Source organism: Mycobacterium sp. E787 (assembly GCF_001668725.1).
Lineage (GTDB): Bacteria > Actinomycetota > Actinomycetes > Mycobacteriales > Mycobacteriaceae > Mycobacterium.
Map to the genome: position 1 here is coordinate 1 of NZ_LZKL01000034.1, position 18685 is coordinate 18685.

The window sequence follows — 18685 nt, forward strand, 5'->3', positions numbered from 1 at the left end:
CGCTGCCCGGCCAACTCCGCCAACTCCTCAAACAACACCGCCAACCGCTCTTTATGGTTCACCCCCAACCGAGGCGGCGCCGTCGACAACATGACCCCATCATCACAGCCGGGTACGACAAGTTTGAGCCGCTCGACCGCGGCGAACCCCGAATCGTCGGCCATCTGACCCAATCGGCCGGACATGAACAATCTTGAACGCCGTCCCGAGCGAAAGCCGGGACCGAAAGACCGCCCGCGAGTACGCTTTTCCTCGGGTCACCAGGGGATCGCTGAATGTCGAGGGAGACGGGCCATGTCCTTCGTGATGGTGCTGCCGGAGTTCGTTGACCAGGCGGCCGGGCAATTGGAAAACATCGGCTCGGCGTTGACCGCGGCCAATGCGACGGCTGCGGCCCCGACCACCAATGTGGTGGCTGCCGCGGGTGACGAGGTGTCGGCGGCGATCGCCTCGCTGTTTTCCAGCCAGGCCCAGGAGTTCCAGGCGCTCAACGCGCGGGCGGCGGCGTTTCACAAGCAGTTCACGCAGACGCTGACGGCGGCCGCGGACGCGTTCGCCGGCGCCGAGGCGGCCGGCGCCTCGCGTCTGGGGCAGCTCCTGACCGCGGTCGACGCCGCGACCGGACTGCTCGCCGGGGGTGGCGCCACCAGCGCCGCGAACGTGGCGCTGATCATGGGCGGCAGCGGGGAGCCGATCCCCACCCCCGACTTCATCGCGAAGAATTTCGCCCTGTACATCGAGCCGTTCTTCCAGAATTTCACGCCACAGGCGCTGTTCACACCGGAAGGCAATTACGGGCTCTACACCGGGGTCAAGAGTCTGACGCTGGACGTGTCGGAAGCCCAGGGCGTTCAAATTCTCGACAGCGCGATCCTGCAGAATTACAACGCGGGCAACACCATTGTCGTCAAAGGCGAGTCGCAGAGTTCGACGATCTCGTCGATGGTGATGCCGCTGCTGGCGGCCCAGCACGTGCCGACCTCGGCGGTCTCGTTCGTGCTCACCGGCGATCCCAACGCCCCCAACGGCGGCCTGTTCGAACGGCTGTACCCCCTGAGCATCCCGGCCCTCGGCATCACGTTCAACGGCGCCACCCCCTCCAACCTGTACCCGACCACCATCTGGACTCAGGAATACGACGGCTTCGCCGACGTCCCGCAGTACCCGATCAATCTGCTGTCGGATCTCAACTCGCTTGCGGGCATCTATTACGTGCATCCCACCTACACGGACCTGACGTCCAGCCAGCTCGCCACGGCGATCCAGCTGCCAACCGTCGGCCCCACGATGACGACCTACAACATGATCCCGACCCAGAACCTGCCGCTGCTGGAGCCGCTGCGATCCATCCCGGTGGTCGGCAACCCCATCGCCGACCTCCTCCAACCCGACATGAAAGTGCTGGTCAACCTCGGCTACGGCGACCCGAATTACGGCTGGTCGCAGGGTCCCGCCAACGTGCCCACCCAATTCGGCCTGTTCCCGCCCATAAGCGACGTGGCGAAGGTGCCGGGCCTGCTCGTCTCCGGAACCCAGCAGGGCATCACCGATTTCATGCACGACGTCTCCGCGGAATTCTCCGGCACCGGGTCGTTCGGGACATCCCTGAACTCGTTCAGCATGCCCTCGTCGGGGCCGTCGGCGCTCACGTTGCCCAGCCCGGCCGACCTCGTCTCCGCGCTCTCCCCGGTCAACGTCGCCGACAACATCTACAACGCGGTCAACACGCTGTCGGGCGCGGCCGCGGACGGCTACGCGACGCTGCTGCCCACCGCCGATGTCGCGAACGCCCTGCTGACCAGCCTGCCCGCGTACGACTTGACCCTCTTCGCCAACGGACTGCAGTCGGGCAACCTCGTCGCAGCCATCGGCCAACCGATCGCAACCGACACGTACCTCATCCCGCTGGCCGGGGCATTCGAAGCGTTCGCCGTCATCGGCCAGGCCTCAACGGTCGTCGGCGATCTGGGCAACCTGGTGCCCTGACGGCGTCGCGCTCAGAAGGTGTTGACCTTGTCCACGCTGACGAACATGCCGTGCTGCGTGCGGTCGTTGGTGAAGCGGGTGCCTTCCTCGGTCGCGTTGATGGTCCAGCCCTGCGCCGAGTAGGTCTTGTAGTCGATGGTGACCGTCGGGATGGCGCCCAGGTTGCCCAGCACCCACTGAACGTTGCCGCCGGCGCTGACGCTCACGCCGTTGGCGTGTTCACCGTCCTGCAGTGGGGAGTTGGTGAACGGCGCCTCGCAGCCGACGGTCTCCTTGTTGATCTGGCAGCGGGTCACGCCGGACTTGGTCTCGATGAAGACGTAGCCGTTGTGGTCCGGCGGCAGCGGGATGGCGCCGACGGGCGGCGTGGTCGGGGTCGCAGGCCCGGTGGTGCCCGGCGGCGGGGCCGCGGTTGCGCTGGGGGCCGGCGTCGTGATGCTCGGCCGCGGGGTGGGGAAGGTGGGTTCGACCGGCCCGGCCCCCGGCGCGGCGACCGGCTTGCCCTCGATGGTGGAGGTGCAGCCGTCAATCAACGCGGGGCTGGCCAGCACGGGGATGAGCAGCAGCGAGCCACCGGCCAGGCTCCGCCGCGCCTTCTGCGATAACTGCACCCGCCGCTCCCGAAAATTCTCAGATTCAGCGCTCAGAGTACGCAACAAGCGGCGAAAGTTACTGTAACCACGGCCCTATCGATGCCGAGCCGATGGCGCAGGTTTACCGCTGCGTGACCGACCCGAGCTCGGCGGCCCGATGCGCGGCCGCGACGATGCCCTGGTAACCGGTGCAGCGGCAGAAGTTTCCGGACAGTCCCTCGCGTATCTCGTCGTCGGTGGGATTCGGGTTGTCGCGCAGCAACGCCGTCAGCGACATCACGAAGCCCGGCGTGCAGAAGCCGCATTGCAGCCCGTGGCACTCCCGCAGCGCCGACTGCACGGGCGACAGCGTGCCGTCCGGCGACGCGATGCCCTCGACCGTCGTCACCTCCAGGCCGTCGGCCTGGACCGCGAACATCAGGCAGGACCGGACGGCGTCGCCGTCCACGAGCACGGTGCAGGCGCCGCACGCCCCGTGCTCGCAGCCCAGATGCGTGCCCGTGAGCCCGCACTTGTCGCGCAGGAAGTCCGCCAGCGTCATGCGCGGCTCGACCGCGTCGCTGATCGGGGTTCCGTTCACCGACAACTGGATCGGCTGCTCATGCATTGCGTGCCTCCGTGACTGCCTCGTTCCAGGCGCGCGCGACCATCGTGGCGCCCACCTGGGTGCGATACGGCGCCGACCCCTGCAGGTCGGTCGGGACGTCGTCGAGGTCCTGCATCGCCGCCCGGCCGATGTCCTCGGCCACCAGCTCGCCGACCGGCTGCCCGACAGCCGCGGCCTCGGCCGCCGTCGCGCGTCGGACCGTGGCGCCCAGGCCCAGCAACCCGATCCCGCAGCGCGACACGCGGTCGGCGTCGTCGAGCCGGACGGCGACCAGGGCTCCGGCGATCGCGAAATCGCCGTGGCGCCGGGCGAATTCGCGCACCGAGAACCCGGACCGGCCGTTCCACACGGGGAATCGGACGCCGGTCAGCACCTCGTCTGGATCCATCGTGGTTTCCCACAGGCCGGCGAAGAAGTCCGCGGCGGCGATCTCCCGCCGACCGCGCGGGGACAGCACCTCCATCACCGCGTCGAGTGCCAGCGCGACCGCCGGGTACTCACCCGCGGCGTCGGCGTGGGCGATCGACCCGCCCAGGGTGCCGCGGTTGCGGATCTGGAAGTGTCCGACGAACGGCGTCGCGCGCGTCAGCAGCGGAACCGCTTGGCGCACTTGGTCGTCGGCACCGACGGTGGCCTCGGTGGTGCCCGCGCCGATCCACAGCTCGGTGCCGCGGCGCTCGATGCCCCGCAGCTCGGCCAGCCGCGAGATGTCGATGAGGTGGTCGAAGTAGGCCAGCCGCATGGCCAGCATCGGGACCAGGCTCTGACCGCCCGCGATGATCTTGGCGTCGTCGCCCAGCTCGGCCAGCAGCGCGACGGCGTCGTCGACGGTGTCGGGCCGGTGGTAGTCGAACGAGGCGGGTTTCACCGGGCCGCCTCGCTGAGCAGCGCCGCGATCGACGCGGGGCTGGCGGGCAGCCGGGTGATCGTCACGCCCCGCGGCGCCAGCGCGTCGTTGATGGCGTTGATCACCGCGGGCACCGACCCGATGGCCCCGCCCTCGCCGGCGCCCTTGTAGCCGCCGGGCCCGGGGCCGGGGATCTCGACGTGGCCGAATTCGATCGGCGGCACCTCGGTGGCCGTCGGCAGCAGGTAGTCGACGAAAGTCGTTGCCAGCGGGTTGCCGTCGTCGTCGTAGGCGAGGTCCTCCATCAGCGCCCCGCCGATGCCCTGCACCGTGCCGCCGGCGATCTGGCCCTCCACGATGGCCGGATTGATCATCGGCCCGACGTCCTCGCTGACGATGTAGCGCAGCAGCGTGACCTTGCCGGTGGCCACGTCCACTTCGCAGGTGCAGGCGTGGGTCGCGTTGGACCACAGGATGGGCGCCTTGGCTACGTAGCGGGCGCTGGCCTCCAGCTCGGGTGACATGCCGGGCGGCAGCGCCTGTGGCGAGTAATAGGCGACGTAGGCCAGCTCGCCGAAGCTCACCCGCCTGGACGGGTCGTCGCGCACCGCCGCGGTCGAATGCTCCAGCACCACTTCGGATTCGGCCACCTTCAGCTGGTGGGCCGCCAGGGCCACGATCTTCCCGCGCAGGATCGTTCCGGCCTCCGCGACGGCCCCGGCGGTCATCGGGCCGCTGCGGCTGCCCTGGGTCCCCGCCCCGTAAGGCGTGATCGCCGTGTCGCCCTGGATGGTGGCGACGTCGTCGATGTCGGCGCCCAGCGCGTCGGCGGTCAGCTGAATCACGGTGGTTTCCAAGCTGTTTCCGCTGGAGCCGCCGTTCACGTAGACGTTGATCTTGCCGGTCGGCTCCATCCGCATGGTGCAACCCTCGGTGGCCAGGTGGCCCGTCGCCGCCCCGGTCGGCTCGATGTAGGCCGAGAAGCCCAGGCCCAGGTAGCGGCCCTGCGCCAGCGCCTCGCGCTGCTCCTTGCGGAACCCTTCGTGGTCAAGGATTTTCACCGCCTGCTCGAACGTTTCGCTGGGGGCGACGTGGTCGTAGGGCATGCCGTTGGGGTTGAAGTACGGCATCTCGTCGCGGCGCAACAGGTTGCGGCGGCGCAGCTCGACGGGATCCACCCCCATCTTCCGCGCGGCGACGTCGAGCAGGATCTCGCGCGCCAGCGTCTCGTACTGCCACGGCCCGCGGTAGGCGGCCAGGCCGCTGGTGTTGGTGAAGACCGTCTTGTAGTTGAAGCTGGCCTTGGGCACGCGGTAGGGACCCGGGAAGAACATGCCGATGGCGGCCGTGGTCAGCACCGGGTAGGGCGTCGGGTAGGCGCCGACGTCCTGCACGAAGTCGATGTCGGCCGCCAGGATGTTGCCGGCCTCGTCGAACGCCAGCCGCCCGGTGCCGTCGACGTGGCGGGCCTGCCCGGCCGACATCAGGTTCTCGCGCCGGTCCTCGATCCACTTGAGCGCCGCCGGCACCTTGCGGGCGGCCAGCATGATGCACATGTCCTCGCGCATCGGGACGACCTTCTGGCCGAAGCCGCCGCCGGTGTCGCGCATGATGACCCGAACCCGTTGCGCCGCAATGCCCAAGAGCCGCGCGCAGAAGGCCCGCAACTCGTGGGGCGTCTGCGTGGACGCCCACAGGGTGAGCTCCTCGGAGGCCGCGGACCACTCGACGACCAGCCCGCGGGTCTCGACCGGCACCGGCGCGTAAATCTGTTGGTAGATATTCTCTTTCACGACGCAGGCCGCCGACGCGAACAGCTCCTCGTCCGGCGGCGCGCCGCCCATGCCGCCCGCGACGTTGTTCGCGTAGGTGTCGTGCACCAGCACGTCGGCGGACTGCGCCCGGGTGACGTCGACGATCGCGGGCAGCGGCTCGTAGTCGACGTCGACCAGTTCCAGCGCGTCCTCGGCGACATACCGGCTCTCGGCGACGATCAGCGCGACGGGGTCGCCGACGAACTTCGCCTCGCCCTCGGCCAGCGGCGGGCGCGGGGTGTCCGGGACGTCCTTGCCCGCGACGGCGTGCCACGCCTCCTTGACCTCCGGGTTGAGGTCGGCGGCGGTGAAAACCGCGCGCACGCCGGGCAGCGCCAGCGCCGCCGAGGCGTCGATGCCGTTGATCTTCGCGCGCGCGAACGGGCTGCGCACGAAGCAGGCGTGCAGCATGCCGGGTCGCGCGATGTCGTCGACGAAGCCGCCGCGGCCGGTCAGCAGCCGGCCGTCCTCCACCCGTTGCACGCGGGTGCCGGCGTACCGGGGCGCGGCAGCGGAGGGGGCTTGTAGGTCCTGAGTCATCGCGCTCCATCCGGTTGTCGCCTGATGAGAACCACGATGCCATCATAGGAGAGTGACGTTATCGCAGTCGATAGCCGTCGGAGTGCTGCTCGCTGCTGGGGCGGGGCGGCGCTACGGCAAGCCGAAAGTCCTGGTGGAGGGCTGGCTGGACGCGGCGATCGACGCGCTGCAGGACGGCGGCTGCGGCGCCGTCGTGCTGGTCCTGGGCGCCGCCGTGCCGACGTGGGGAGCCGCCGCCCCGCCCGGGGTGACCCCCGTCGTGGCGCCGGACTGGCGCGACGGGCTGAGCGCCTCGGTGCGCACCGGCCTGGCCGCCGCCGACCGCATGCAGGCGGACTACGCCGTGCTGCACGTCGTCGACACACCCGACGTCGGTCCGGCCGTGGTGGCCCGCGTCCTGGCCCGGGCGGCGTCGTCGCCCGGCGGGCTGGCGCGCGCCTGCTTCGCCGGCCGGCCCGGCCATCCCGTCGTCGTCCCGCGCCGGCACTGGCCGGAACTGCTGCGCGGGCTGTCGGGGGATCGGGGCGCGGCGGCCTTCCTGCGCGGCAGGCCCGACGTGGACAACGTCGAATGCGGCGACCTCGCCGGCGGTCAGGACATCGACGAACCCTGAGCGGGGGTGGCCGGCACGCCCGTGTCCTCGGCGGCGGCCCGGACCCGACCGCGCACCAGGAACCAGCCGGCGATGAGCGCGGGGACGCCGATGATCGTCGCGCCGAGCAGGTACGGTCCCTGGACCTTGTCGAAGTACATCAGGATGACCACGCCGACCAGGAAGGCCAGCGTGAGGTAGCCGCTGTAGGGCGACAGCGGCATCCGGAACTTGGGCCGCTGCACCCTCCCGGCCTTCGCCAGTCGGTAGAACTGCAGCTGGCTCGCCACGATCGTCCCCCAGGCGAACACGATGCCCACGGCGGCGATGTGCAGCACGATCTCGAAGGCCTGGCTGGGTTTGACCGCGTTGAGCACGATGCCCAACAACCCCACGGCGCTGGTGAGCAGGATCCCGCGGTAGGGCACCCCCCTCTTCGACATCGGCGCGGTGAACCTCGGGCCGCTGCCGTTGATCGCCATCGAGCGCAGGATGCGGCCCGTGGAATACAGGCCCGCGTTCAAACTCGACAGCGCGGCCGTCAGAACCACCACGTTCATCACGCTGCCCGCACCGCTGACACCGGCCTTGGAGAAGAACGTCACGAACGGGCTGACGTTGGCTTTGTAGGCGGTGTAGGGCAGCAGCAGGCCCAACAGGACGGTGGACCCGATGTAGAAGACCGCGATGCGGAACACCACCGAGTTGATCGCGCGCGGCATGATCTTCTCCGGGTTCGCCGTTTCGCCGGCCGCGATGCCGACCAGTTCGATTGCGGCGTAAGCGAACACCACCCCCGAGGTGACGAGTACCAACGGCAGCAGGCCGGTGGGCAGCAGCCCGCCGTGGCTGTCCCACAGGCCCGGCCCGGTGTCGTGACCGTCGACCTTGAACCGTCCGACCAGAAAGACCGTGCCGACGACGAGGAAGGTCACCAGCGCCAGCACCTTGACCAGCGAGGCCCAGAACTCGAGCTCGCCGAACGCCTTGACCGAGATGAGGTTCATCGACAACACCAGCAGCAACGCGATCAACGCGAGGGTCCACTGCGGGATGGCCTGGAAGGCACGCCAGTAGTGGCAGTAGTGCGCGATCGCCGTGGTGTCCACGATTCCCGTCATCGACCAGTTCAGGACGTACATCCAGCCGGAGACGAAAGCCAGCTTCTCCCCGAAGAATTCGCGGGAGTAGGACACGAACGATCCCGACGACGGGCGGTGCAGCACCAGCTCGCCGAGGGCGCGCAGGATCAGGAACACGAAGATGCCGCACACGCCATAGACCAAAAACAATCCCGGTCCCGCCGACGCCAGCCGCCCACCCGCACCCAGGAAGAGGCCGGTTCCGATGGCGCCGCCCAGGGCGATCATCTGGATCTGCCGGTTTTTGAGGCCCTTGTGATAGCCCGCCTCTTCGCGCGCGAGCCGTGCGGCGGCGCTGTTCTGCTCTGACATCGAGCTCCTGCCCTGGTGGCTTCGGGACAGCTCAGGCTAACCCATCAAGGTTGCGCCTGCTTGCCGGCAGCAAACGGGCGTCAGAGGCGCAGCAACCGTTCGGCGTTGCGGTGGCTGATGAGCGCCCGCTCGTCGTCGCCCAGCGGCAGCCCGTCGAGGAATGCGCGGGCGGCGACCATCGACCCGAACGGGTAATCGGCCGAAAAGCACACGCGCTCAAGGCCGACCTGGGCGATGAGGTTGGCGTAGGTCGGCTCGTCGTTGAAGTTGGCGAAGGTGTAGTTGAGGTTTTGCCGCAGATAGCTGCTGACGGGCTGCCGCAGGCCGGTCAGCTCCGGTTTGAGCGTCGCGTCGAACCGCGGCAACATGAACGACGTCGCCTCGCCCATGTGCCCGATGATGAACTGCAGCCCGGGGTAGCGGTCGAACACGCCTCCGAGGATCACGCGCAGCACATGCGTGGCGGTGTTGATGTGCCATCCCCAGCCCACGGTGGCCAGCGCGAACGTGACCTCCGCGGAGAACCCGGCGTAGCTGGCCTCGATGACGCGGGCGGGCGGGATGGTCGGGTGCAGGTAGATCGGGACGCCCAGCGCCGCCGCCCGCGACAGCACGGGGTCGAAGAACGGGTCGTCCAGGTAGCGGCCCTGGCTGTGCCCGTTGATCACGGCACCGACGAAGCCGTGCCCGCGCACCGCCCGCTCCAGCTCCTCGGCGGCCGCCTCGGGCGCGCTGATGGGCAGCGCGGCAAAGCCGGACAGCCGATCCGGGAACCGCCCGCAGGCCGCCGCGAGCTCGTCGTTGCAGTCGCGCGCGAGCTGCACGGCCTGCGGCCCGTCGAGCTGTTCGACGCCCGGCGCGGCCAGCGACAGCACCGCCACGTCGACGCCCGCCTCGTCCATCGCCGCGATCCGGCCGTCACCGAGATCGCGGATCGGCTCGACGAGGCCCGCGCGGGTCGCCAGCCACCGGCCCGGGCCGTTCAGGAATTCCGTTGTGGCGTAATGCTCTTCGAGGGCTATTGTCCGCACTAGCCCGCCAGCACCCTGGCCGCGGCGCTCCAGTACGACAGCTCGTCGCGTTTGGCTGCCAGCCGGATCGTCTTGGTGTAGCCGTATTCGGCCAGCGTCTCCTGGGCGTGCTCGCGCCCGAACCCGCTGTGGCCCACCCCGCCGAACCCGGTGCCGATCGAAATGCGGTGATAGTTGTTGACGAACACGGCGCCGGCCCGGATCCGCCGGCTCACCCGCAGCGCCCGATCACCGTCCTGGGTGAACACGGCCGCGACCAGTCCGAACGGCGTGGCATTGGCGATGCGGACCGCCTCGTCCTCGTCGGTGAACGGAATGAGGGTGACCACCGGCCCGAAGATCTCGTCGCGGGCCACCCGCATGGCGGGGGTGACGTCGGTCAGGACGGTCGGTGCCACGTAGAAGCCGTCGGCCAACCGGGGATCCTCGGGCAGCGGCGCCTGAGCGGCGATGCGGGCGCCTTCGGCAACGCCGATCCGCAGGTAGTCCAGAACCTGCTTCTGCTGCTTGCGGGTGACCAGCGGCCCGACGTCGGTGGCCGGGTCGGCGCCGTCACCCACCCGCAGCCGGCTCACCGCCGCGCACAACTTCGCCTCGAACTCCTCATATGCGCTCTGCTGCACCAGGATTCGCGAGGCCGCGGTGCAGGCTTCGCCCTGGTTGAAAAAGCCGCCGTCGACGGCGGCCAGCAGCGCCTCGTGCCGGTCGGCGTCGTCGAAGACCACCAGCGGGTTCTTCCCGCCGAGCTCCATCAGCGCCGGGGTGAGGTTGCCGGCGGCGGTGCGCAGCACCGCCGCGCCCGTGCGCGGCGATCCGGTGAAGGAAACCTTGCCCACCAACCGGTGTCCGGCCAGCGCGGCGCCCACCTCGCCCTTGCCCGGCACGGCCTGCACCACGTGGTCCGGCAGGACCGACTGGATCAGCTCGACCATGCGCAGCACCACCGAGGGCGCCTGCTCGGGTGGTTTGACCACGACGGCGTTGCCCACGGCCAGGGCCGGCGCGATCTTTCCGGCGGTGTGGATGGGTGGCCAGTTGAACGGCACGATGCACGCGATCACGCCGTAGGGTTCCAGCGTGGTCACGTCCAGAACGGGCCCGTAGTCGCGGGCCTGGCTGGGCAGCGCCTCCACCAAGCCGCCGAAGTACTCGAAGACGGCGATCGCGGCTTCCACGTCGAAATTGCGCGCCTGCGTGATCGGCTTGCCCATTTCCAGCGTTTCCAGGGCGGCGATCTCGTCGGCGTGGGCGCGGATGACCTCGGCGATCTGCCGCAGGTAGCGGCCGCGTTCGCGGGCCGGGCGCTGCTTCCAGTTCAGGTGCGCGGCGTGGGCCCGGCGGACGGCCTGGTCCACCTCCTCGGGCCCCGCGCCCTGGACGACCGTGACCGTCTGACCCGTCGCCGGGTTCTGCACGACGAATTGGTCGTCAGTGGACGCCGAGGACCAGCGGGTCCTAGTCCGCGTGAGACTGGGAGCTTGCAAATTCATAAAGCGCACCGTCCGGTTGAGGGGTTTGGGATCGACGCGAGCCAATTGCGAACGCTAAATTGCCTCAACCGTCAGGCGCCAACGAAAATTTCTGATGGAAGCCATCACCCGCGGTGATAATTGCTCGGTGGAGCTTCGCCAGTTGGACTATTTCCTGGCCGTCGCGGACACCCTCAGCTTCACCCGCGCCGCCAAGAGGCTGCACGTCGTCCAGTCCGGGGTGTCCGCGACCATCAAGGCGCTCGAACGCGAGCTCGGCGCGGAACTGTTCGTCCGCGGCCCGGCGGGGGTGACGCTCACCCCGGCCGGACAGGAGCTGGCGCCCCACGCCCGCGCCACCATCGAGGCCGCCCGCGCGGCCAAGGATGCAGTCGCAGCCACGGTCGGGGCCGTCCGCGGCACCGTGCGGCTCGGGACGTTGATGTCGATCAACAACATCGACCTGCCGACGCTGCTGGCCGACCTGTACACGCGGCATCCCGACGTTTTGGTCCAGGTCCGTTTCGCACGGGCCGGCTCCGCGGGCCTGGCGCAGCAACTCCGCGACGGCAACCTCGACGTCGCCCTGTTAGTCCTGCCCGACGGGCCGCCGGCCGAACTGCACACCCGACTCGTCGCCGCGTTCGAGCTGCTGTTGGTCGTCACGGTGACTCATCCGCTGGCGGTCCGGGGATCGGTGACCCTGGCCGAGCTGGGCGGGATGTCGTTCGTCGACGGGCCGCCGGGGTACGGCAACCGGGAGGTGGTCGACCGGGCCTTCGCCGCCGCCGGGGTGCAGCGCACGGTCGCCCTGGAGGTCGCCGACATCGCCACCACCGCGACCCACATCCGCAACGGCATAGGAATCGGATTTCTCAGCCGGTTCATCCTCGACGAGATCGGCGATGACGGTCTGGCTACGGTCCGGATCTCCGATCAGGAGATCTGTTGGCGGCTGTACGCTGCGATGTCGGCGGTCCGCCCGACCAGCGCGGCCACCCGCGCGGTGTTCTCGCTCATCGAGGAGATGATCCCGGAACCCGGCGCGTCGAGTGTGCGCTGACGGCGTCTGCGTGTGAGCTGACGGCTTTAAGTGTGAGCTGAGGGCTTTGGGTGTGAGCTGAGGGCGGGAATCCGGGCGCTTTTCGACCCTGGCGCACCACGCAAAGACCTCAGTTCACACTCAACGCGCTACGCCCGTGGAATAGGACCCCGACCCGTCGAATGTGAGCTGACGACGTCGGGTGTGCACTGACGGCGGGAATCCGGGCGCATTTCGACCCTGAACGCACACGCAAAGCCCCGAATTCACACCGATTGGGCGACCCCTGGGAACAAGACGCCGGCGCTCGCCGTTGGCATGGTCAACAACTTGAGTGAATCCCACTCAACCTTGGGTTGACACCAGGGTGCCCGAAGGGGCAGGCTTGAGCGGGGTTCACTCAGCATAGTGGCACCACAAATGCTCTACACACTCAGGAGGAATCACTATGGCTCGTGCGGTCGGCATCGACCTCGGGACCACCAACTCCGTCGTCGCAGTTCTGGAGGGCGGCGACCCCGTCGTCGTCGCCAACTCCGAGGGCTCGCGGACGACTCCGTCCATCGTTGCGTTCGCACGCAACGGTGAAGTGCTGGTAGGCCAGCCCGCCAAGAACCAGGCGGTGACCAACGTCGACCGCACCGTGCGGTCGGTCAAACGGCACATGGGCACCGATTGGTCCATCGAGATCGACGGCAAGAAGTACACCGCGCAGGAGATCAGCGCCCGCGTGCTGATGAAGCTGAAGCGCGACGCCGAGGCGTACCTCGGTGAGGACATCACCGACGCGGTGATCACCGTGCCCGCTTACTTCAACGACGCCCAGCGGCAGGCGACAAAGGAAGCCGGCCAGATCGCCGGCCTGAACGTGCTGCGCATCGTCAACGAACCGACCGCCGCGGCGCTGGCCTACGGCCTGGACAAGGGCGAGAAGGAACAGACCATCCTGGTCTTCGACCTGGGCGGCGGCACCTTCGACGTCTCGCTGCTCGAGATCGGCGAGGGCGTGGTCGAGGTCCGCGCCACCAGCGGTGACAACCACCTCGGTGGTGACGACTGGGACGACCGCATCGTCAACTGGCTCGTCGACAAGTTCAAGGGCACCGCCGGCATCGACCTGACCAAGGACAAGATGGCGATGCAGCGGCTGCGTGAGGCGGCCGAGAAGGCCAAGATCGAGCTCTCGAGTTCGCAGAGCACGTCGATCAACCTGCCCTACATCACCGTCGACGCGGACAAGAACCCGCTGTTCCTCGACGAGCAGCTGACCCGCGCCGAGTTCCAGAAGATCACCCAGGACCTGCTGGACCGCACCCGGCAGCCGTTCAAGTCGGTCATTTCCGACGCCGGCATCTCGGTCGCCGACATCGACCACGTGGTGCTGGTGGGCGGTTCCACCCGCATGCCCGCGGTGACCGAGCTGGTCAAGGAGCTCACCGGCGGCAAGGAGCCCAACAAGGGCGTCAACCCCGATGAAGTTGTGGCGGTGGGAGCGGCTCTTCAGGCAGGTGTCTTGAAGGGTGAGGTGAAAGACGTTCTGCTGCTGGACGTCACGCCGCTGAGCCTCGGTATCGAGACCAAGGGCGGCGTGATGACCAAGCTCATCGAGCGCAACACCACGATCCCGACCAAGCGGTCGGAGACCTTCACCACGGCCGACGACAACCAGCCGTCGGTGCAGATCCAGGTCTACCAGGGTGAGCGCGAGATCGCCTCGCACAACAAGCTGCTCGGCTCCTTCGAGCTGACCGGCATCCCGCCGGCTCCGCGCGGCGTGCCCCAGATCGAGGTCACCTTCGACATCGACGCCAACGGCATCGTGCACGTCACGGCCAAGGACAAGGGCACCGGCAAGGAGAACACGATCAAGATCCAGGAGGGCTCCGGCCTGTCCAAGGAGGAGATCGACCGGATGATCAAGGACGCCGAGGCCCACGCCGAGGAGGACCGCAAGCGCCGCGAGGAGGCCGACATCCGCAACCAGGCGGAATCGCTGGTGTACCAGACGGAGAAGTTCGTCAAGGACCAGCGTGAAGCCGAGGGCGGGTCGAAGGTTCCCGAGGAGACGCTGTCCAAGGTCGACGGCGCGATCGCCGAGGCCAAGACGGCGCTCGGCGGCACCGACATCGGCGCGATCAAGTCCGCGATGGAGAAGCTGGGCCAGGAGTCCCAGGCGCTCGGCCAGGCGATCTACGAGGCCACCCAGGCCGCCGGCGGGCAGGCCGCCGGTGACGCCGGTGGTCCGCAGCCCGGCTCCGCCGATGACGTCGTGGACGCGGAGGTGGTCGACGACGACCGGGAGGCCAAGTGACGGAGGGCAACCCCCAGGAACAGGTGACGGTCACCGACAAGCGGCGGATCGATCCCGAGACCGGCGAAGTACGGCACGTTCCCCCCGGCGCGGCAGCGCCGGGTGGGGCGGCGCCGGCCGGCAAGGGTGAGGGTGCCGACAAGGTCGCCGAGCTGACCGCCGACCTGCAACGGGTGCAGGCCGACTTCACCAACTACCGCAAGCGGGCGCTGCGCGACCAGCAGGCCGCCGCGGACCGGGCCAAGGCCGCCGTCGTCAGCCAATTGCTGGGCGTGCTCGACGATCTCGAGCGGGCGCGCAAGCACGGCGACCTGGAATCCGGCCCGCTGAAGTCGGTCGCCGACAAGCTGGACAGCGCGCTGACGGGCCTCGGCCTGACGGCGTTCGGCGAGGAGGGCGAGGACTTCGACCCGGTGCTGCACGAGGCCGTGCAGCACGAGGGCGACGGCGCCGACGGCTCCAAGCCGGTGATCGGCACCGTCATGCGGCAGGGCTACAAGCTGGGCGACCAGGTGCTGCGGCACGCGCTGGTCGGCGTCATCGACACCATCCCAGACACCGTCTCCGGCGACTGCGAGGAAGCGGTCGCAGCCGAAACTCGAGAGCCCGACACGGGCGATAACGCCGACACTCCGGTCGAGTAGGCACAAAAATCAGTTACGACAAATGGATAGAGAAAGGTGAAAGGGGGTGACGCGACATGGCCCAGCGTGAATGGGTCGAAAAGGACTTCTACAAGGAGCTGGGCGTCTCCTCCGACGCCGGCCCAGAAGAGATCAAGCGCGCCTACCGCAAGCTGGCGCGCGACCTGCATCCGGACGCGAATCCCGACAACCCCGCCGCCGGCGAACGCTTCAAGGCGGTGTCGGAGGCGCACAACGTGCTGTCGGATCCGGCCAAGCGCAAGGAGTACGACGAGACCCGCCGCCTGTTCGCAGGCGGCGGCTTCGGCGGGCGCCGGTTCGACGGGGGCAGCGGCTTCAGCTTCAATGTCGGCGGTGACGGCGCCGAGTTCAACCTCAGCGACTTGTTCGACGCCGCCGGCCGAAGCGGCGGCGCCAACATCGGCGACCTGTTCGGCGGCCTGTTCGGCCGCGGCGCAGGTGGTCCCCGCCCCAGCCGGCCGCGGCGCGGCAACGACCTGGAAACCGAGACGGAGCTCGACTTCGTCGAGGCGGCCAAGGGCGTGGCGATGCCGCTGCGGCTGACCAGCCCCGCGCCGTGCACCAACTGCCACGGCAGTGGCGCGCGCCCGGGCACCAGCCCCAAGGTGTGCCCCAGCTGCAACGGGTCCGGGGTGATCAACCGCAACCAGGGCGCGTTCGGGTTCTCCGAACCCTGCACCGATTGCCGGGGCAGCGGGTCGATCATCGAGCACCCGTGCGACGAGTGCAAAGGCACCGGCGTGACCACCCGCACCCGAACCATCAACGTGCGGATCCCGCCCGGCGTGGAGGACGGGCAGCGGATCCGGCTGCCCGGGCAGGGCGAGGCGGGGCTGCGCGGGGCGCCGTCGGGCGACCTGTACGTGACGGTGCACGTGCGACCGGACAACGTCTTCGGCCGTGACGGCGACGACCTCACCGTGACCGTTCCCGTCAGCTTCACCGAATTGGCTCTGGGCTCAACGCTTTCGGTTCCCACGCTGGACGGCAAGGTCGGCGTCCGGGTGCCCAAGGGCACCGCCGACGGCCGCATCCTGCGGGTGCGCGGGCGCGGCGTGCCCAAGCGCGGCGGGGGCAACGGCGACCTGCTCGTCACCGTGAAGGTGGCCGTGCCGCCGAACGTCGAGGGCGCCGCCCAGGAGGCGCTGGAGGCCTATGCGGCCGCCGAGCGGTCCAGCGGGTTCAACCCACGCGCGGGATGGGCGGGTAACCGCTGATGGCCAAGAACCGCAAAGACGAGGCCCGCACCTTCCTGATCTCGGTGGCCGCTGAGCTGGCCGGCATGCACGCGCAGACGCTGCGCACCTACGACCGCCTCGGGCTGGTCAGCCCGAGGCGGACCCCCGGCGGGGGACGCCGTTATTCGGAGCGCGACGTCGACCTGCTGCGTGAGGTGCAGCGGCTGTCGCAGGACGAGGGCGTCAACCTGGCCGGCATCAAGCGCATCATCGAGCTGACCAACCACGTGGAGGCCCTGCAGGCGCGTGTGAAGGAGCTGACCGAGGAGCTGGCGCAGGCCCGCGCCGGCCAGCGCCGCGACCTTGCGGTGGTGCCCAAGAGCACCGCCGTCGTGGTCTGGCAGCCGCGCAAGGGACGCCTGGTGGAGTAGCGGACTACGCTTATCGGGGCGCGCGCCGGCTGCCAAGCTGCGTCCATGTCGAGCACCACGAAGAGGTCCGGATGGACGGACGCGCTGCTGGATCGCATGCGGCACACCGGCGATGACGTGGCGGACAAGCCGGTCAGGGCGGTCCTCGAGTCGCACGGCGTCGACGCGGTCAACGCGCTCATGCGCACGCTGGTGCGCAACGACCAGCCGCCGCCCGGCGAATTGCCGGAAGAAATCAGGGCCTACCTGGCCGAGACGCACGCCCTGCCCGACTGGGCCGACATGGGCAAGATCAGGCGGGGCCAGCAGCTGTACGAGACCTGGGGCGTGCTGATCACTCTGTGCCTGTTCTGCGCCTCCCTGCCGGCGTCGTACGCGGCGGCCGACGGCGTGAAGGTGCTCTACCTGACCGCGCGGCTCGACACCGACGCCCGGCGGCGGGTGATCGAGACCGGCCAGTTCCTCATGGACGTACTGAGCGTCGGCGGCCTCGATGAAAACGGCAGGGGCCGGCGCACCATCCAGCGCGTCCGCCTGATGCACGCCGCAGTGCGGCAGCTGATCGAGGCCCGCAACGAGCAGGCGGCGCGCACGGGCGAGTCGCCACTGTGGCATCCCGAGTGGGGCACGCCGATCAACCAGGAGGACCTCGCCGGGACGAAGCTCGTGTTCTCCTACATCGTCGCGGACTCGCTGCCCCGGCTGGGAGTTCGCCTGCCCGCCAAGGACGTCGACGCCTACCTGCACCTGTGGAACGTCATCGGGCACCTGATGGGCATCGACGACGCGCTGCGCGTGCACGGGATCGGCGATGCCGAGGCACTCGTCGACGCGATCCGGCGCAGGCAGTTCAGGGCGTCGCCCGAGGGGCAGGACATGACCAGGGCGCTGCTCGAGCTGATGGACGAGATGACCCCCTTCCACCGTTTCGACGACACGATCCCGCCCCTGGTTCGGCACCTGATCGGCGACGACGTCGCCGACCTGCTGAACGTGCCGAAGTCCGACCTCCCCGAGATCGGGCGGCTCGCCCAACTCAACAAGTGGGTCTACGCGCGCGTCTTCGGCCGCACCGAGCGTGCCACCCCCCGTTACGAACTGGTCTCGCGCATCGCTCGCCCCTTCGGCTACGACCTGGTCCACGGGTTGTTCCGGCTCGAGCGCGGCGGGGAGCGCGCGCCGTTCGCCATGCCCGATCGACTCGCCCGCAGCTGGGAGCTGTCGGGCTGACGGCGCCATGCGCGCACCGACCTGGATCTACCTAAAAGGAGGTTCTTTCGACATGTCCGCCCCCGCGCCTGCCGACCCGCTGACGCTGCACCGGCTGCGAGAACCCGGCACCATCGACGACGTCGTGCGCAATATCGACGAGGTCGTCGACTGGGCCAAGGACGCGCAGAGCAGCATCGGGTACTTCGCCGTTCTCTACCGCCGGATCACCCTCGCCATCCGCGAGGCGATCAAGGAAGGCAGGTTCGTCGACGGGCCTCGCATCGAGCGGCTCGACGTGGCCTTCGCCAAACGCTACTTCGACGCGTTGAACGCCCACTTCCATCGTGACGAGTCGAAGACGCCGACCCTGCCCTGGGAGGTCGCGTTCGTCGGCGACCCCGACCACCAGGCGGTCATCGTGCAGCACATGCTGGCCGGGCTGAACGCGCACATCAGCTTCGACCTGGGCCTCGCGCTGCTGACCGTCGCGGATGGCTGGCCGGACTCGTTGAGGGAGGATTACCACCGGGTCAACGACCTGCTGTGCGCCCAGATTCCGGGCATCAACAAGGAGGTGCAGCAGCTCTCCCCGGAGCTTCGCTGGCTCCGGTTGCTGATACCCGACGAAATCCAACTCATGCAGCGGTGGTTGACCGCGATGCGTGAGGGCGCTTGGCTTTTCGCCCGCTACGTGGCGACGAACCCGCCGAACGCGAAGCAGAAGGCGGTGCATCAGGAGGCCTGGACGGCGACGCTGAGCTCCTGGTACCTGCAACCCTCGGGTCGGTTGTCACCGTTGCCCCGGCTCATCCGGGCCGTCGCCAAACACGAGCCCCGCGAGGTTCGAAGCAACCTCGATGCGCTGGAGGCAGTCTCGAGGCGCCCAGAGAATGCGGCGAAGGCTCGCGCTTGA

Annotated in this window: 16 protein-coding genes; 9 read left to right on the top strand and 7 right to left on the bottom strand. The window is 69.0% G+C overall.

The features are described from left to right. Window positions 1–294: 294 nt before the first annotated feature. Window positions 295–1986 (top strand): PE-PPE domain-containing protein, encoded by a 1692-nt coding sequence (locus A5705_RS07255; RefSeq protein ID WP_068276514.1) that lies wholly within the window; start codon window positions 295–297, stop codon window positions 1984–1986. Between the two features lie 11 nt (window positions 1987–1997). On the opposite strand, the gene A5705_RS07260 is transcribed toward A5705_RS07255, so the two are convergent. From A5705_RS07260 to A5705_RS07275, 4 genes are all read right to left on the bottom strand, one after another. After that, entirely contained in the window at window positions 1998–2597 is a 600-nt protein-coding gene (locus A5705_RS07260) for a hypothetical protein (protein ID WP_067871491.1), read from the bottom strand. A gap of 103 nt (window positions 2598–2700) precedes the next feature. Continuing rightward, on the bottom strand, window positions 2701–3186 hold the full coding sequence (locus tag A5705_RS07265) for a (2Fe-2S)-binding protein (RefSeq protein WP_067871493.1): 486 nt from the start codon (window positions 3184–3186) through the stop codon (window positions 2701–2703). Beyond that, window positions 3179–4054: a xanthine dehydrogenase family protein subunit M gene (locus A5705_RS07270; RefSeq protein WP_067871495.1), complete on the bottom strand. Its 876-nt coding sequence runs from the start codon at window positions 4052–4054 to the stop codon at window positions 3179–3181. The genes A5705_RS07265 and A5705_RS07270 overlap by 8 nt, the downstream gene beginning before the upstream one ends. Beyond that, a complete protein-coding gene (locus tag A5705_RS07275; protein WP_068276515.1) occupies window positions 4051–6387 on the bottom strand; it encodes a xanthine dehydrogenase family protein molybdopterin-binding subunit in 2337 nt (778 codons plus the stop codon). Before A5705_RS07275 ends, A5705_RS07270 begins: the two co-directional genes overlap by 4 nt. Before the next feature lie 52 nt (window positions 6388–6439). Between A5705_RS07275 and A5705_RS07280 the strand changes: the two genes are divergently transcribed. Further along, window positions 6440–7000 (top strand): NTP transferase domain-containing protein, encoded by a 561-nt coding sequence (locus A5705_RS07280; RefSeq protein ID WP_067871499.1) that lies wholly within the window; start codon window positions 6440–6442, stop codon window positions 6998–7000. On the opposite strand, the gene A5705_RS07285 is transcribed toward A5705_RS07280, so the two are convergent. From A5705_RS07285 to A5705_RS07295, 3 genes are all read right to left on the bottom strand, one after another. Continuing rightward, the gene (locus A5705_RS07285) at window positions 6979–8433 is read right to left on the bottom strand and encodes an amino acid permease (protein ID WP_068276518.1); all 1455 of its coding nucleotides are present in this window, start codon (window positions 8431–8433) and stop codon (window positions 6979–6981) included. The genes A5705_RS07280 and A5705_RS07285 overlap by 22 nt on opposite strands. A gap of 80 nt (window positions 8434–8513) precedes the next feature. Continuing rightward, complete coding sequence (locus A5705_RS07290) at window positions 8514–9464, bottom strand: amidohydrolase family protein (protein ID WP_068276521.1); 951 nt, start codon at window positions 9462–9464, stop codon at window positions 8514–8516. After that, entirely contained in the window at window positions 9464–10954 is a 1491-nt protein-coding gene (locus tag A5705_RS07295; protein ID WP_068276524.1) for an aldehyde dehydrogenase, read from the bottom strand. Before A5705_RS07295 ends, A5705_RS07290 begins: the two co-directional genes overlap by 1 nt. Window positions 10955–11048: 94 nt before the next feature. Between A5705_RS07295 and A5705_RS07300 the strand changes: the two genes are divergently transcribed. The 7 genes from A5705_RS07300 (at window position 11049) to A5705_RS07330 (ending at window position 18685) form a co-directional block, all read left to right on the top strand. Then, window positions 11049–11996, top strand: coding sequence for a LysR family transcriptional regulator (locus A5705_RS07300; protein WP_231982382.1), 948 nt, complete (start codon window positions 11049–11051; stop codon window positions 11994–11996). Window positions 11997–12423: 427 nt separating this feature from the next. Beyond that, window positions 12424–14286, top strand: a complete 1863-nt coding sequence (gene dnaK / locus A5705_RS07305; RefSeq protein WP_067871507.1) for a molecular chaperone DnaK — start codon at window positions 12424–12426, stop codon at window positions 14284–14286. Then, window positions 14283–14930: a nucleotide exchange factor GrpE gene (grpE, locus tag A5705_RS07310; protein ID WP_067871509.1), complete on the top strand. Its 648-nt coding sequence runs from the start codon at window positions 14283–14285 to the stop codon at window positions 14928–14930. Before dnaK ends, grpE begins: the two co-directional genes overlap by 4 nt. A 56-nt stretch (window positions 14931–14986) precedes the next feature. Continuing rightward, window positions 14987–16168, top strand: a complete 1182-nt coding sequence (dnaJ, locus tag A5705_RS07315) for a molecular chaperone DnaJ (protein WP_068276527.1) — start codon at window positions 14987–14989, stop codon at window positions 16166–16168. Further along, a complete protein-coding gene (locus A5705_RS07320) occupies window positions 16168–16560 on the top strand; it encodes a heat shock protein transcriptional repressor HspR (RefSeq protein ID WP_067871513.1) in 393 nt (130 codons plus the stop codon). Before dnaJ ends, A5705_RS07320 begins: the two co-directional genes overlap by 1 nt. A 45-nt stretch (window positions 16561–16605) precedes the next feature. Then, window positions 16606–17790 (top strand): oxygenase MpaB family protein, encoded by a 1185-nt coding sequence (locus tag A5705_RS07325; protein ID WP_068276530.1) that lies wholly within the window; start codon window positions 16606–16608, stop codon window positions 17788–17790. 52 nt (window positions 17791–17842) lie between these two features. Further along, window positions 17843–18685, top strand: a complete 843-nt coding sequence (locus A5705_RS07330; protein ID WP_068276531.1) for a DUF5995 family protein — start codon at window positions 17843–17845, stop codon at window positions 18683–18685.

Excerpts from the sequence above, each read along its gene's own strand:
- A5705_RS07255 (WP_068276514.1), top strand. The coding sequence starts at position 295 with ATGTCCTTCGTGATGGTGCTGCCGGAGTTCGTTGACCAGGCGGCCGGG.
- A5705_RS07265 (WP_067871493.1), bottom strand. The coding sequence starts at position 3,186 with ATGCATGAGCAGCCGATCCAGTTGTCGGTGAACGGAACCCCGATCAGC.
- A5705_RS07275 (WP_068276515.1), bottom strand. The coding sequence starts at position 6,387 with ATGACTCAGGACCTACAAGCCCCCTCCGCTGCCGCGCCCCGGTACGCC.
- A5705_RS07285 (WP_068276518.1), bottom strand. The coding sequence starts at position 8,433 with ATGTCAGAGCAGAACAGCGCCGCCGCACGGCTCGCGCGCGAAGAGGCG.
- A5705_RS07295 (WP_068276524.1), bottom strand. The coding sequence starts at position 10,954 with ATGAATTTGCAAGCTCCCAGTCTCACGCGGACTAGGACCCGCTGGTCC.
- A5705_RS07300 (WP_231982382.1), top strand. The coding sequence starts at position 11,049 with ATGGAAGCCATCACCCGCGGTGATAATTGCTCGGTGGAGCTTCGCCAG.
- dnaK (WP_067871507.1), top strand. The coding sequence starts at position 12,424 with ATGGCTCGTGCGGTCGGCATCGACCTCGGGACCACCAACTCCGTCGTC.
- dnaJ (WP_068276527.1), top strand. The coding sequence starts at position 14,987 with ATGGCCCAGCGTGAATGGGTCGAAAAGGACTTCTACAAGGAGCTGGGC.
- A5705_RS07320 (WP_067871513.1), top strand. The coding sequence starts at position 16,168 with ATGGCCAAGAACCGCAAAGACGAGGCCCGCACCTTCCTGATCTCGGTG.
- A5705_RS07325 (WP_068276530.1), top strand. The coding sequence starts at position 16,606 with ATGTCGAGCACCACGAAGAGGTCCGGATGGACGGACGCGCTGCTGGAT.
- A5705_RS07330 (WP_068276531.1), top strand. The coding sequence starts at position 17,843 with ATGTCCGCCCCCGCGCCTGCCGACCCGCTGACGCTGCACCGGCTGCGA.